The sequence below is a fragment of the Erwinia persicina genome (genome assembly GCF_019844095.1).
GTDB lineage: Bacteria > Pseudomonadota > Gammaproteobacteria > Enterobacterales > Enterobacteriaceae > Erwinia > Erwinia persicina.
Window position 1 is genome coordinate 309929 of the sequence record NZ_CP082141.1, and the last position, 13834, is coordinate 323762.

12 protein-coding genes are annotated in these 13834 nt (G+C 55.8%); 7 read left to right on the forward strand and 5 right to left on the reverse strand.

Features of this window, described 5'->3' with window-relative positions; translation table 11 throughout:
* Positions 1 to 34 precede the first annotated feature (34 nt).
* The gene (gene glpD / locus K6L24_RS01325) at positions 35 to 1546 is read right to left on the reverse strand and encodes a glycerol-3-phosphate dehydrogenase (protein ID WP_118665329.1); all 1512 of its coding nucleotides are present in this window, start codon (positions 1544 to 1546) and stop codon (positions 35 to 37) included.
* A gap of 237 nt (positions 1547 to 1783) precedes the next feature.
* Here glpD and glpE point away from each other — a divergent pair, with 237 nt between their 5' ends.
* The 3 genes from glpE (at position 1784) to K6L24_RS01340 (ending at position 3800) form a co-directional block, all read left to right on the forward strand.
* Positions 1784 to 2107 (forward strand): thiosulfate sulfurtransferase GlpE, encoded by a 324-nt coding sequence (glpE, locus tag K6L24_RS01330; RefSeq protein WP_062747656.1) that lies wholly within the window; start codon positions 1784 to 1786, stop codon positions 2105 to 2107.
* A gap of 103 nt (positions 2108 to 2210) precedes the next feature.
* Complete coding sequence (glpG, locus tag K6L24_RS01335; RefSeq protein WP_062747654.1) at positions 2211 to 3029, forward strand: rhomboid family intramembrane serine protease GlpG; 819 nt, start codon at positions 2211 to 2213, stop codon at positions 3027 to 3029.
* Positions 3030 to 3041: 12 nt separating this feature from the next.
* Positions 3042 to 3800 (forward strand): DeoR/GlpR family transcriptional regulator, encoded by a 759-nt coding sequence (locus K6L24_RS01340; RefSeq protein ID WP_062747653.1) that lies wholly within the window; start codon positions 3042 to 3044, stop codon positions 3798 to 3800.
* A 104-nt stretch (positions 3801 to 3904) separates the two neighbouring features.
* Here K6L24_RS01340 and K6L24_RS01345 read toward each other — a convergent pair whose 3' ends face one another.
* Positions 3905 to 4735: a hypothetical protein gene (locus tag K6L24_RS01345; RefSeq protein WP_222681879.1), complete on the reverse strand. Its 831-nt coding sequence runs from the start codon at positions 4733 to 4735 to the stop codon at positions 3905 to 3907.
* A gap of 445 nt (positions 4736 to 5180) precedes the next feature.
* Here K6L24_RS01345 and malP point away from each other — a divergent pair, with 445 nt between their 5' ends.
* Positions 5181 to 7595, forward strand: coding sequence for a maltodextrin phosphorylase (gene malP / locus K6L24_RS01350; protein ID WP_118665333.1), 2415 nt, complete (start codon positions 5181 to 5183; stop codon positions 7593 to 7595).
* Positions 7595 to 9664, forward strand: coding sequence for a 4-alpha-glucanotransferase (malQ, locus tag K6L24_RS01355; RefSeq protein WP_191927932.1), 2070 nt, complete (start codon positions 7595 to 7597; stop codon positions 9662 to 9664). Before malP ends, malQ begins: the two co-directional genes overlap by 1 nt.
* Before the next feature lie 150 nt (positions 9665 to 9814).
* Here the strand turns inward: malQ and fabF are convergent, their stop codons facing one another.
* From fabF to gntX, 3 genes are all read right to left on the reverse strand, one after another.
* On the reverse strand, positions 9815 to 11098 hold the full coding sequence (gene fabF, locus K6L24_RS01360; protein WP_062747744.1) for a beta-ketoacyl-ACP synthase II: 1284 nt from the start codon (positions 11096 to 11098) through the stop codon (positions 9815 to 9817).
* A gap of 164 nt (positions 11099 to 11262) precedes the next feature.
* Positions 11263 to 11838, reverse strand: a complete 576-nt coding sequence (gene nfuA, locus K6L24_RS01365; RefSeq protein ID WP_062747646.1) for a Fe-S biogenesis protein NfuA — start codon at positions 11836 to 11838, stop codon at positions 11263 to 11265.
* A gap of 58 nt (positions 11839 to 11896) precedes the next feature.
* Complete coding sequence (gene gntX, locus K6L24_RS01370) at positions 11897 to 12580, reverse strand: DNA utilization protein GntX (RefSeq protein WP_191927934.1); 684 nt, start codon at positions 12578 to 12580, stop codon at positions 11897 to 11899.
* A 34-nt stretch (positions 12581 to 12614) separates the two neighbouring features.
* Between gntX and bioH the strand changes: the two genes are divergently transcribed.
* Together bioH and K6L24_RS01380 are read left to right on the forward strand one after the other, a co-directional pair.
* Positions 12615 to 13391 (forward strand): pimeloyl-ACP methyl ester esterase BioH, encoded by a 777-nt coding sequence (gene bioH, locus K6L24_RS01375; RefSeq protein WP_062747644.1) that lies wholly within the window; start codon positions 12615 to 12617, stop codon positions 13389 to 13391.
* A 160-nt stretch (positions 13392 to 13551) separates the two neighbouring features.
* Complete coding sequence (locus tag K6L24_RS01380; protein ID WP_062747642.1) at positions 13552 to 13818, forward strand: YdgH/BhsA/McbA family protein; 267 nt, start codon at positions 13552 to 13554, stop codon at positions 13816 to 13818.
* The last annotated feature ends 16 nt before the right edge of the window (positions 13819 to 13834 follow it).

Here is a 13834-nt window from a genome sequence, read left to right on the forward strand (position 1 = left end):
ATCGGGGGCGACCATCTTTGTGGTCGCCCCTTTTTTATGATGCCAGCGACAGTGCTGCTGGTTTTTTACCGTGTTCTGCCAGCCATGCCGTGATGCGGGCCTGCTGTTCATCGTTCAGCCACATCCCTTCTTTCGTCCGGCGCCAGATGGCATCGTCGGTCACGCGTACCCACTCATTCTCAACCAGGTAACGCAGCTCCGCTTCGTAGAAGTGGTGACCAAACAGCTCGCCCAAATCTTCAAGACGGGTGGCGTCTTTCAGCAGCAGTTCCGTATTACTGCCGTAGGTACGCGCATAGTGGCGCGCCATCTCTTCAGTAATGAACGGGAAGCGACGACGGAGTGTGGCAGCATAGTCTTCACGCGTTCCAGCAAAGCTGCCGCCCGGCAGCACGCAGTTTTTCGTCCAGGCCGCGCCGATGTTCGGATAGTACTTGCTCAGTTTCTCCATCGCATGCTCTGCCAGCTTACGATAGGTCGTCAGCTTGCCACCAAAGACCGACAACAGCGGCGTCTGGCCGGCGTCATCGTGCACGTCCAGCGTGTAGTCACGGGTGATGGCCTGTGGAGAATCAGACTCATCATCGCACAGTGGACGCACGCCGGAGTAAGTCCAGACAATATCGTCACGGGCCAGATCTTTTCTGAAGTGCGCGTTAAACACCTTCAGCAGATAGTCGATTTCGTTATCGTCAATTTTGACATTGTGCGGATCGCCTTTGTACTCAACATCGGTGGTGCCGATAATCGAGAACTCATCCATCCACGGAATCACGAACACAATACGGTTGTCTTCGTTCTGCAGAATATAGGCCTGCTTCTGGGTGTGAACGCGCGGAACCACGATGTGGCTGCCTTTGATCAGGCGGATACCGTAAGGCGACTTCAGCTTCAGACTGTCATCAAACAGCTGTTTCACCCATGGACCGGCGGCATTGACCAGCCCTTTAGCCTGCCACGTAAAGGTTTTTCCGCTGTCGATGTCTTCCGCTTCCACGGTCCACAGCCCGTTTTCACGCCAGGCACGCGTCACTCGCGTACGGGTACGTACTTCACCACCGCGTTTTTCCACTTCCTGGGCATTCAGTACCACGAGGCGGGCATCATCCACCCAGCAGTCGGAATATTCGAAACCGCGCACAATTTCAGGCTTAAGCACTGAATCTGAGCCAAAACGCAACCCTTTACTGCCCGGCAGACTGGTGCGTTTTCCCAGATGGTCGTACATAAACAGACCGACGCGGATCATCCATGCCGGGCGCAGATGCGGACGGTGTGGCAGGCGGAAACGCATCGGGAACGCAATGTGCGGGGCCATTTTCAGCAGCACTTCGCGCTCGGCCAGCGCTTCACTCACCAGACGGAATTCGTAGTGTTCCAGGTAGCGCAGGCCACCGTGGATTAATTTAGAACTGGCAGAAGAGGTGGCGCAGGCGAGATCTTGCGCCTCCAGCATCAGCACTGACAGGCCGCGCCCGGCAGCGTCTGCCGCGATGCCCGCACCGTTAATACCGCCGCCGATTACGATCAGGTCTTTGGTTTCCACGTCATCTCCTCCGATGTTCGGAATCTTTCAATAATGTTCGTTTTCGAGCATTATACTAATCGTAAACCAACATTGATGCCAGCGTTAACCTAATAAAAACATTTATGCGTGATGCAGGTAACATATTTGCTGCAAGAAAAAACGCATCTCCCTGCAAACTGCCGGGTTATTGTGCGGCGGCTTCAGGCTACAATAGGGGCAATTTGGTCACTATTTAGCTTTTAATGAGAACCCACCATGGAACAATTCGAGTGCATTAACGTCGAACAGGCACAGCAGAAACTCGCCGAAGAGAATGCGTTACTGGTTGATATTCGCGATCCGCAGAGTTTTGCCATGGCCCATGCCAGCGGTGCCTTCCACCTGACCAATGATTCCCTGCCTGCATTTATTGCCCAGGCGGCGCTGACCACCCCGGTACTGGTGATGTGCTATCACGGCAACAGCAGTAAAGGTGCCGCGCAGTATTTGTTGAATCAGGGGTTTACCCAGGCCTATAGCATCGATGGCGGTTTTGACGCCTGGCGTAACGCCTTCCCGCAGCAGATTAACTCACTGTAACGTCTGCCTTGTGTTTAGCTGGCGCTTTCCCCTGCTATTGGTAAGGGGAAGACGCTATACTGCCCGCTTTGTCTGGTTAGATTGAAAGGAAGCCGTTTCAATTATGCGCATCACCCATTTTACCCATCTGCGCCCGGCTCAGGCGTTCGTCGACTACATGGCCACGCGCGGTGTGACACTGCGCATTGAGCACGACAATGGTTATACCCTGTGGCTTGATGATGAAACGCAGCTCACGGTGGTCGAAAACGAACTTAACCAGTTTATCCGCGACCCCAATCACGTTCGCTATCAGGCCGCCAGCTGGCAGTCGGGCAGTACCGACAGTGGCATCCACTATCAGCACACCTCTCTGATGGCAAACGTGCGCGATCGCGCCGGGCCATTAACCCTGCTGGTGATGGCCGCCTGTATTCTGGTATTTATTCTGATGCAGGTCTTTGGGGATCGGGCGGTGATGAGCCTGCTTTCCTGGCCCGATGCTGACCAGCACTTTGAGCTGTGGCGCTGGTTCAGCCACGCACTACTGCATTTTTCATTGCTGCACATTTTGTTCAATCTGATGTGGTTTTGGTTCCTGGGCGGCACGCTGGAAAAGCGGCTCGGCAGCGGTAAGCTGTTCGTCATTATGGTCATTTCCTCGCTGCTGAGCGGCTGGATGCAGGCCAAGTTCAGCGGCGTTCTGTTCGGCGGGCTTTCCGGCGTGGTGTATGCCCTGATGGGGTATTCGTGGTTATGCGGTGAGCGTGCGCCGGAACGCGGCATCTTCCTGCAGCGCGGGCTGATGGTTTTTGCCGTGCTCTGGCTGCTGGTCGGTTATTTCGGCTGGTTCGGCCTGTCGATTGCCAATGCGGCCCATGTCACCGGGCTGCTGGTCGGACTGGTGATGGCCTTTGTCGATACGCGTCAGATAAAACGGTAAGAGGGGAAGATCTTGAAGCAGACACAACGACATGACGCCATCATCGATTTGGTGCGTCGTCAGGGATATGTCAGTACTGAAGAGCTGGTGGAACACTTCGACGTCAGTCCGCAGACCATCCGTCGTGACTTAAACGATCTGGCCGAACAAAACAAAATTCAGCGTCACCACGGCGGCGCGGCGCTGCCTTCCAGTTCAGAAAATACGGCCTGGCAGGATCGTAAAATGATGTGGTCGGCGGAGAAAGCCCGCATCGCGCAGCGTGTTGCCAGTCAGATCCCCGACGGGGCTTCTCTGTTTATTGATATCGGCACCACGCCGGAAGCGGTTGCCCACGCGCTGATGAACCACAGTAATCTGCGCATTGTCACCAATAATTTGAATGTTGCGGTGCTGCTGATGGCGAAGCCGGATTTTCGTCTGATCCTGGCGGGGGGCGAAGTGCGCACCCGTGACGGCGGCATTATGGGCGAAGCCACTCTCGACTATATCTCTCAGTTCCGCCTTGATTACGGCATTCTGGGGATCAGTGGCATCGATATGGACGGCTCTCTGCTGGATTTCGACTACCACGAAGTCCGCACCAAACGGGCGATTATCGAGAACTCCCGCTGCGTGATGCTGGTGGCTGACCATTCAAAGTTCGGCCGTAACGCAATGGTTAACCTCGGCAATATGGGGTTAATCGATTATCTGTTTACCGACGAAGCCCCCCCTCCGAGCGTGATGAAAACCATCGAACAGCACGAAGTCCATCTGGAGCTTTGCTAATCCAGGCAAAGAGCGACCGAAAAAAGAGTCGCTCTCTCTACATATAAAAAGCTAATGAATACAACTTCATTAGCGAATAAATTAACAGCAACTATTCCCTTTGATTATACGGGTTCGACTATCATCACTCCGCTAGTTGACCATTTGCCGATCCCCACGCCATGCAGTTCGGAGGTGATATCAATATTGGATCTGCCGGCCGGTAATTGCATTGGCTTTCCGAGCTGCCCTTGTGAGGTTGAAAAAGTAGAGGTTCCTTTCCCGGCGAACAACAGAGAGTTTATACCTCCAGGGATATACAATCTAAGAGTTGTTCCGGCAGTGCAGTTGATGGCAAGTCTTTTCGTCGCTTTATGCCCCTCGCTCTCCCTTAACGATATAACACCGTGATCGAATACCAATTCGGGCGTTTCTATTTTACACCATTCATCCCCGGAAGGAACGTACATACACGTACCTACAGGGGAGATTGCTTCCATCCATTTATGTGGTGTGCTTATGTTTTCTACTCCGACGTATCCAATACATTCGCCACCATTCCCCTTGCCGGAATGATAAATTTTAGTGATTCCACTTCCTTGTTGATTGTAGAGATCTCTGGCGGCCTCCCCGATAGAACGCTTTTTGCCTTGCATATAAACCGCTGGTACCACGATGTCTTCCCCTCCAGGGAAACCATCGTGCCGGTGTGCCAGGGCGATATACCAGCCTTCAGGAAGCATGATTTGTTCACTGATTGGACCAATATTCGCAACGCCTTGTTGAAAAAAATAAGTGGCTGTTGTAGCAGATTCTATTCTAGTTTTTATGGAAACGATAACAGGATAAAAATCCCCCCATGCGTGAAAACTAATGAAACCAGTTAGTGATATGGCATAAATCATCAAACGTATGGTGATTCTGTTTGATTTTTCCTTTTTAAATAAGACAAACATTCCGATTTCCTTCAGAAAAGTAGTACAACTATGGCTCCGTAATTATATAACAATGTTTGTGTTTTGATAATTAATTAAAAATTAGAATTTTTATGATAATTGATTCAGAACATCCCGACCACGTGACCCGCGATAGTTATACCCGTAATATCTTGCGACCCCCGGCCAGCAATAAGCTGCGAATGGAGGGTAAGCGTGGTGAGGAGTACGTTAAAATCAAGTGTTAACATTAGATTACAATGAGTAATGGAAGTGGGGTTTTTAAAATGTAATTTATTTTTTTATCGGGTTTTTTCCGCTTGGGGGGATGATTGCAAATATAATAATATCCGCTGATATTATGTGAGTCTGTTCGTGATTCGGTATCGTAGCTTTTTTTCATTTTTCCGTCTTAACTGTAAGGTGCCTGGTCACATTTTCGTCCGCCCATTTTAAGAGGGACTCTATGACGCAACAGAAATTCAACCGGGCACGCTTTGATGCGGCCCTGACACGTCAGTGGCAGCATCTTGGCTATGCCAGTGCCGCAGAGATGACGGCACATCAGTGGTGGCACGCCGTCAGCGGCGCACTGGCTGAGCTGCTGGCCGCGCAGCCGGAGGCAAAGGCAGGGAAAAAACAGCGCCATGTTAACTATATTTCCATGGAGTTTCTCATTGGCCGTCTGACCGGCAATAACCTGCTCAATCTGGGCTGGTATGACGACGTCAAAGCAGTGCTGGCGGAACACCAGTGCGACCTGAGTACGCTGCTGGAAGAAGAAACCGATCCGGCGCTGGGTAACGGCGGGCTGGGACGGCTGGCAGCCTGTTATCTCGATTCCATGGCCACCGTCGGGCAGTCAGCCACCGGCTACGGCCTCAACTATCAGTACGGGCTGTTTCGTCAGTCATTTGACGACGGGCACCAGATTGAAGCCCCGGATGACTGGCAGCGCGATCGTTACCCCTGGTTTCGGCACAATGCGGCGCTGGACGTCAGCGTGGGCATTGGCGGCACCGTCATCAAAAGCGCAGAGGGTCGCCTGTCATGGCGCCCGGCCTTTACCCTGCGCGGCGAAGCCTGGGATCTGCCGGTGACAGGCTATCGCAACGGTGTGGTGCAGCCGCTGCGGCTGTGGCAGGCCAGCCATACCCATCCGTTTGACCTGACCCTGTTTAACGACGGAAAATTCCTTGCGGCCGAACAACAGGGCATTGATGCCGCGAAGCTGACGAAAGTCCTGTATCCCAATGATAACCATCAGGAGGGTAAACGCCTGCGCCTGATGCAGCAGTATTTTCAGTGCGCCTGTTCCGTGGCCGACATTCTGCGCCGTCATCACCGGGCCGGGCGCAGCATCCACACGCTGCCGGACTATGAGGTGATTCAACTCAATGACACCCACCCCACAATTGCTATTCCTGAAATGCTGCGCGTGCTGCTGGATGAGCACCAGCTCAACTGGGAGGAGGCCTGGGCCATCACCAGCCAGACCTTTGCCTATACCAACCATACGTTGATGCCTGAAGCGCTGGAGCGCTGGGACGAGCGCCTGGTTCGCAGCCTGTTGCCGCGCCATTTCATCCTGATTAAAGAGATCAACAGGCGCTTTAAGAAGATCGTAGAGAAGCAGTGGCCAGGTGATGAAAAGATCTGGGCGAAACTGGCGGTAGTGCATGATAAGCAGGTGCGGATGGCGAACCTCTGCGTGGTCAGTGGCTTTGCTGTCAATGGCGTTGCTGCACTGCACTCTGAGCTGGTAGTAAAAGATCTGTTCCCGGAATATCACCAGCTGTGGCCGGAGAAGTTCCATAACGTGACCAATGGCATCACCCCACGCCGCTGGCTGAAGCAGTGTAATCCGGCGCTGGCCGGGCTGATTGATGACAGGCTGAAAGTGGAGTGGGCGAACAACCTGGATGCGCTGAAGGGGCTGGAAGCTTTCGCCGGCGATAAGGCTTTCCGCCAACAGTATCGCCAGATTAAGCGCGCCAATAAGCTGCGGCTGGCGGAGTATATTGCACAGCAAACCGGCATTGTGGTTAACCCGGAGGCGCTGTTCGACGTGCAGATTAAGCGCCTGCATGAGTACAAGCGCCAGCATCTGGGTCTGCTGCATATCCTGTCTCTGTACCGGCGGTTGCGTGATAATCCCGCTCTGGACATCGTCCCGCGCGTGTTCCTCTTCGGTGCCAAAGCCGCGCCGGGCTACTACCTGGCAAAAAATATTATTTATGCCATCAATAAAGTGGCGGAGAAAATTAACCATGATCCGCTGATTGGCGACAGGCTGAAGGTGGTGTTCATTCCAGACTACCGGATTACCGCTGCGGAGCTGATGATCCCGGCGGCCGATCTGTCAGAGCAAATTTCCACTGCCGGGTATGAGGCCTCTGGCACCGGGAATATGAAACTGGCGCTGAACGGCGCTCTGACCATCGGTACGCTGGACGGTGCCAATGTGGAGATCGCTGAACAGGTCGGCCCGGAGAACATCTTTATCTTTGGCCATACAACCGATCAGGTTAAGGCACTGAAAGCTGGCGGCTACGATCCGCTTAAGCTACGTAAAAAAGACAAACATCTGGATAGCCTGCTGAAAGAGCTGGAAAAGGGATTCTTTAGCGACGGTGATAAACACGCTTTTGAACTGATGCTCTACAGCCTGGGCAAAGGAGGGGACCCCTGGCTGGTGCTGGCCGATTTTGCCAGCTACTGCGAAGCACAGCTCAGAGTGGAGGCACTGTACCGTGACCAGGAAGCCTGGACTACCGCAGCGATCCTGAACACCGCCCGTACCGGGATGTTCAGCGCCGATCGCTCCGTCCGGGATTATCAGCAGCGTATCTGGCAGGCAAAACGGCTTGGGGAGGGGTGATGGACGACAAAAAGCGTGAACAGGCCGCTGAAGCCGCCGGTATTGCAGCTCGCTATATTAATGCCCGCGGACAGCCGGAAGAGGTCAGCTCCGGGACGCGTGACAAACTTCTGGCCGCGATGGCACCCCGGCCCCGTGCAGGCAGTGCGCCCCTGCCACCCTGCCAGGTGCTGATAAAAAAACGGGTACAGCGACTGCTGACCGGCGGGAAGGGGGAATACCACTGGCAGTTTGACAGCGAGCAGGGCAAAACCTGGCAGGGCACCGTATCCGCCGGAGAGAGTATTAACCTGCCGGTGAATCTGCCGGAGGGTTACCATCAGCTGCTGCTGACGCAGGGAAAAAAGCAGTGGCCCTGTCGGATTGTTATCGCACCAAAACGCTGCTATGAACCGGCAGCGCTGCAGCGCGGGGAGAAACTGTGGGGGGCCTGCGTTCAGCTTTATACGCTGCGGTCGGCGCATAACTGGGGCATCGGTGACTTTGGTGATCTGAAGCGTATGGTGAGTGATATCGCCACGCGCGGCGGCGCATTTATCGGGCTGAATCCCATTCATGCGCTTTACCCCTCTCAGCCTGAAAATGCCAGCCCGTACAGCCCCTCTTCGCGGCGCTGGCTGAATGTGATGTATATCGATGTGGCTGCCGTCGCGGATTTTCAGCACAGTCCTGCCGCTCAGCGCTGGTGGCAGAAAAAGAGTACGCAGACCGCCATCCAGACTGCACGTGACGCCGGCCGGGTTGACTATGCCCGCGTGGGGGCGCTGAAAATTGAAGGGCTGCGCTTTGCCTGGCAGCACTTTGCCGGACGTGACGCGCAGGATGCCAGCGTGGTGGACTTTGCGGGCTTTATTGAACAGGGAGGCGAGAGCCTGTTAAACCAGGCCGCCTATGATGCACTGCACTGCGCCCTGCTGAAGGAGGATCCCGCGCGCTGGGGCTGGCCGGCATGGCCGGAACACTTACAGCACGGTAACAGTGAGGCGGTACAGCAGTTTTGCCGTGAGCAGCAGGATGAGGTGCGTTTCTGGCAGTGGCTGCAGTGGCTGGCGAACCGTCAGTTTGATGAATGCTGGCAGTGTTGCCAGGCGCATCAGATGGCGGTGGGGCTCTATCGGGATCTGGCCGTAGGCGTGGCCGAAGGGGGAGCAGACACCTGGTGCGATCGTGAGCTTTACCGACTGAACGCTTCGGTGGGCGCGCCGCCGGATATCCTCGGGCCGCAGGGGCAAAACTGGGGCCTGCCGCCGATGGATCCGCACATCATGACGGCACGCGGCTACCAGCCGTTTATCGACCTGCTACGCGCCAATATGGCGAGCTGCGGTGCGCTGCGCATCGACCATGTCATGTCGCTGCTGCGTTTGTGGTGGATCCCCTACGGTGAAACGGCAAACTTTGGTGCGTATGTTCATTATCCGGTGGACGACCTGATGGCGATCCTGGCGCTGGAAAGCCAGCGTCATCAGTGCATGGTGATCGGTGAGGATCTGGGGACGGTGCCGGAGGAGATCGTCGGCAAGCTGCGCGACTGCGGGATCTATTCCTGGAAGGTGCTCTACTTCGAGCAGGAGAGTGAGGATCGTTATCGTGCGCCATCCGCCTGGCCGCGTCAGTCGATGGCCAGCGCAACCACCCACGATCTGCCGACCCTGCGCGGGTTCTGGAGCGCCGGCGATCTCACGCTTGGTGAAACGCTGGGGCTCTATCCGGATAAGGTGATACTTCGCGGGCTGTATGACCAGCGGGTCCGGCAAAAGCAGGCGCTGCTGGATGCCCTACACCGGTACGGATGCGTGCCAAAACGCTGCGGTAAGCAGGCTGATAAGATGGAGATGACGGCGGTGCTTAACCGTGGCTTACAGCGATTTATCGCCGACAGTAACAGTGCGCTGCTGGGGCTGCAGCCGGAGGACTGGCTGGATATGGCCGATCCGGTGAATGTGCCGGGGACCACCGATGAGTATCCTAACTGGCGACGTAAACTGAGCATGACGCTGGAGGCGATGTTTGCTGACAGAGGGGTAAACCTGCTGCTTAACGATTTGAATAAGCGGCGTAAACGCTGACGATAAAGGCAAACCTGCGACAGGCGGGACGACAGGGAAAAAGGTCATCTGCTGCGGGCCGTGCCTCCGGTTTTTCTCCGCGTGTGACGAGGGCGTTATCTGTCGGGGCGGACTTTTTTGGTCCGCCCCTGCTGAGGTCACCGGCCGCCATTACGCCGTAAAGGCTTTAAAAATAATCGAGCCGTTCACACCACCAAATCCAAAGCCATTAACCAGCGCATTGCGGATGGTCACCGGTTGCGCGGTGTTTTTCACGATGTTCAGCCCCTCTGCCGCCTCGTCCAGCCGGTCAATATTCAGCGACGGTGGGGCAATCTGCTCACGCATGGCCATCAGTGAGAATATGGCTCCCACGGCACCCGCCGCCCCCAGCAGATGCCCGGTGGCAGATTTGGTTGAAGAGATTGCCGCATGAGCTTTCTCTCCCAGCACCCGCTGCAGCGCATTGATTTCGGCCAGGTCACCGACCGGTGTCGAGGTAGAGTGTGCGTTGATGTAATCGATATCGCACCCTGTCATCCCTGCCTGCTGCAGGGCAATCGTCATGGCGCGGACGGCTCCCTCACCGTCTTCCGGTCCGGCGGTAATGTGATAGGCATCCGAAGTCGTGCCATAACCGACGACTTCCCCGAGGATGGTGGCACCGCGTGCCTGGGCCCGGGTCAGCTCTTCCAGCACCAGCATACCGGCACCTTCTCCCATCACAAATCCCTCCCGGGACTGGTCAAACGGCCGTGAGGCCTGCTCCGGATGGTCGTTAAATGCCGTTGAAAGGGCGCGAGCCGCCTGGAATCCACCGAGTGACACCGGATTAATACAGGATTCACAGCCGCCGACCATGGCGATATCGGCCTCGTCAAAACGAATAGCGCGAAAGCCATCCCCGATGCTTTGAATACTGGCCGCGCAGGCAGAAACCGGCGTACCCAGCATCCCTTTAAAGCCATATTTTATCGCCACGTGTGAAGCGGCAAGATTGGCGATAAACGACGGGATGGTGAAGGGCGACAGCTTGCGGCTGCCTTTTTCTGCCACGGTTTTAACCGCATTGCTGATGGCATGAAACCCTCCGATGCCGGTAGCGACGATGGTGGCAGTTCGTAGTTTTGCGGCCTCGGTCAGATGATGCAAACCGGCCTGAGTCATGGCCTCTTCCGCGGCAGCCAGCGCCAGATGGATAAAGCGATCGGCTTTTCGCTGCTCTTTCACCGGAATAAGCGCCGCGATGTCAAACCCATGCTGCGGATCCTGCTCGATGGAAGGCACCTGCCCCCCGACACGGATTGCCGTGTCGCCATAGGCCTCCTCTGGAAGGTGACGAATACCGGACTGACCGGCAATCAGCCGCTGCCAGCTGGCTTCAACGCCATTTGCTAATGGACTGACTAAGCCCATACCCGTGATCACGACTCTTCTGCCCGTATTGTTCAACATGATGACCTGTAAGTTGAGAAAACAGGTTTCAGTGTACACGTGTAAGCTGAAAGATCCAGCGTCAATCATGCCGTGATAAACGTTCGGCAGAAAGGGTTAAAGGTGAAGGCAGGCGATGTCACAGAGGGGAGGAATAAAAAAGGCCGGATAACCGGCCTGGTGAATCAGTAGAACGAGTGCTCACCGCGCTGATGCTCGGTCAGGTCACGCACGCCTTTCAGCTCTGGGAAAGCGGCCAGCATCTCTTTCTCGATGCCTTCTTTCAGGGTCACATCAACCATGGAACAGCCGTTACAGCCGCCACCAAATTGCAGGATAGCAAAGCCTTCATCGGTAATTTCCATCAGGGAAACTTTACCGCCGTGGCTGGCCAGCTGTGGGTTGATCTGTGCCTGTAACAGGTACTCAACGCGCTCCATTAATGGGGCATCGTCGTTAACTTTACGCATTTTGGCATTCGGCGCTTTCAGCGTCAGCTGCGAACCCAGATTGTCGGTAACAAAGTCGATTTCAGCATCTTCAAGATACGGGGCGCTCAGGGCGTCAACGTAAGCCGAGAGAAGAGGGAACTTCAGTTCCGTATCGGTCGCTTCAACAGCGTCAGGCGGACAGTAAGAAACACCGCACTCGGCGGTTGGCGTACCCGGGTTAATCACGAATACACGAATTTGGGTGCCATCTTCCTGCTTTGACAGCAGTTTTGCGAAGTGCTCTTGTGCAGAGTCGGTAATTAGGATCATGGCGATTGCTCAATAGTTGACTAATTTCGTTGGTTATAATACGCCCATCACCGACGCTCTACAAGGTTCGGCACAGGCACCAGATCTGTACGCTGGCGGCGCCGTGGGCCAGCAGAAGGCGGCTGATCTCGGCGGCGGTGCTGCCAGTGGTCACCACATCATCCAGCAGACTGATATGCAGACCGCGCACTTCCCTTTCAAGGCGGAAGGCACCACGCAAATTTTTGCGCCGCGCCACCGCGCCCAGGGTGTGTTGGATATGTCCGGCCCGGATGCGCGTGACGGCGCGGGGCAGATACTGACATGGCACCCGACGGGCCAGCCAGTGCGCCATGTCCTCCAGTTGATTATAGCCCCGCTGCCAGGCACGGCGGTGATGCAGTGGCACCGTTAACAGCAGGTCCGGTCGGCGCAGCCCGGTTTCACGCCGCTGCATTAACCAGCATAGCAGCATCAGCCGCGCCAGCATTACCGCATGTGCGGTGGCGCGATAAAACTTCAGCTGATTCACCAGCCGGTCCAGCGGAGGCTGCCAGGGGGTAACGCGCACCAGGTGCTGCCACGGTGGAGGGCGGCGCAGGCAGCGACCACAGGCCTTTTTCTTCATCTGGCTGGGTAATCCACAGCGCGGGCAACAGGCTGGCTGCGTCAGAAGCTGGCGCAGACAGACGCTGCACAGGCCGTGCTGTGAGTAACGGAGTGGCATCAGGCATAGCCAACAGCCCGCTGGCATTGGTAGCATGGCGACCTCACAATAAAAAACAGGACCATAACCCATGAGTACGCTTCACCGGGAGACTATTGGCCACGGCGATCGCCATCTTGTGCTGCTGCACGGATGGGGTCTGAACGCCGGGGTCTGGCATTGCATCAGCCGTCGACTCAGCGCGCATTTTTGCCTGCACCTGGTGGATCTGCCCGGCTACGGTCACAGCCAGGGCTTTGCGCCGATGACGCTGAAGGCGATGGCGGCGGAGGTGGCCACCCGGGTACCGGCCGACGCTGTCTGGCTTGGCTGGTCGCTCGGAGGTCTGGTGGCCAGCCAGGTGGCGCTGGACTTCCCGCAGCAGGTGAAAGGGCTGATCAGCGTTGCATCCTCGCCGCGCTTCAGCGCAACGGAGGACTGGCCGGGCATCAAACCCGATACGCTGGCCAATTTTCAGCAGCAACTGAGTGAGGATTTCCAGCGTACGGTGGAACGTTTCCTGGCGCTGCAAACCCTGGGGACGGACAGCGCCAGGCAGGATGCCCGCGCGCTGAAGAGCGTGGTATTTGAACGTCCGGTTCCGACAGTGGACGTGCTGAACGGGGGGCTGGAAATACTGAAGACCGCCGATCTTCGTCAGGATATGGCCGCGCTGGCGATGCCCTTCCTGCGGCTATATGGTGCGCTGGACGGACTGGTGCCGCGCCGCATTGTCCCGCTGCTGGATGCCAGTTGGCCGGACAGCCACAGTCATGTTATCGACAAGGCGGCCCATGCGCCGTTTATCTCTCACCCGGAGGCGTTCTCTCAGCGAATTATTGATTTTAGCGCTGAGGTGTGGCCCTGAAATAAGGCCAGCGTGCCGGGGCATGCGTCATGCCATTTCAGATTACTTTTTGCAACAATTCACCACGTTGCCGCTTTTTCCCGCCGGGACAATAATAACCGTGGTCGTATTTTTACGGCCTGCATCAACTGGAAATATTGCCCTAAGGAGAGGAAATTGTATGAAAAAGCTAATCACTGTCTCTGCCCTGCTGTTAACCACTTTTGCCGTGTTTACCGCTGGCGCAGCCGAGCAAATTACGCGTGAAAAAGCGCAGGAGATGAAGCTGGAGAAAATCGGAACGGTAACGACAAACTCCACAAACGACCCCATGGATGCTAACGCCCGCTTATCGAAAAAGGCCGATGAGAAGGGGGGGAAATACTACGTGATCGTCGCAGCCCAACAGGGTAATCGCGATCACGCGCTGGCTGAAGTGTATAAGTAAGAGGGTTACCTGCTCA

What these genes read in the sequence shown, in the direction of transcription:
- glpE (WP_062747656.1), top strand. Translation starts at nt 1,784, where the DNA reads ATGGAACAATTCGAGTGCATTAACGTCGAACAGGCACAGCAGAAACTC.
- glpG (WP_062747654.1), top strand. Translation starts at nt 2,211, where the DNA reads ATGCGCATCACCCATTTTACCCATCTGCGCCCGGCTCAGGCGTTCGTC.
- K6L24_RS01345 (WP_222681879.1), bottom strand. Translation starts at nt 4,735, where the DNA reads ATGTTTGTCTTATTTAAAAAGGAAAAATCAAACAGAATCACCATACGT.
- malP (WP_118665333.1), top strand. Translation starts at nt 5,181, where the DNA reads ATGACGCAACAGAAATTCAACCGGGCACGCTTTGATGCGGCCCTGACA.
- malQ (WP_191927932.1), top strand. Translation starts at nt 7,595, where the DNA reads ATGGACGACAAAAAGCGTGAACAGGCCGCTGAAGCCGCCGGTATTGCA.
- fabF (WP_062747744.1), bottom strand. Translation starts at nt 11,098, where the DNA reads ATGTTGAACAATACGGGCAGAAGAGTCGTGATCACGGGTATGGGCTTA.
- nfuA (WP_062747646.1), bottom strand. Translation starts at nt 11,838, where the DNA reads ATGATCCTAATTACCGACTCTGCACAAGAGCACTTCGCAAAACTGCTG.
- gntX (WP_191927934.1), bottom strand. Translation starts at nt 12,580, where the DNA reads ATGCTACCAATGCCAGCGGGCTGTTGGCTATGCCTGATGCCACTCCGT.
- bioH (WP_062747644.1), top strand. Translation starts at nt 12,615, where the DNA reads ATGAGTACGCTTCACCGGGAGACTATTGGCCACGGCGATCGCCATCTT.
- K6L24_RS01380 (WP_062747642.1), top strand. Translation starts at nt 13,552, where the DNA reads ATGAAAAAGCTAATCACTGTCTCTGCCCTGCTGTTAACCACTTTTGCC.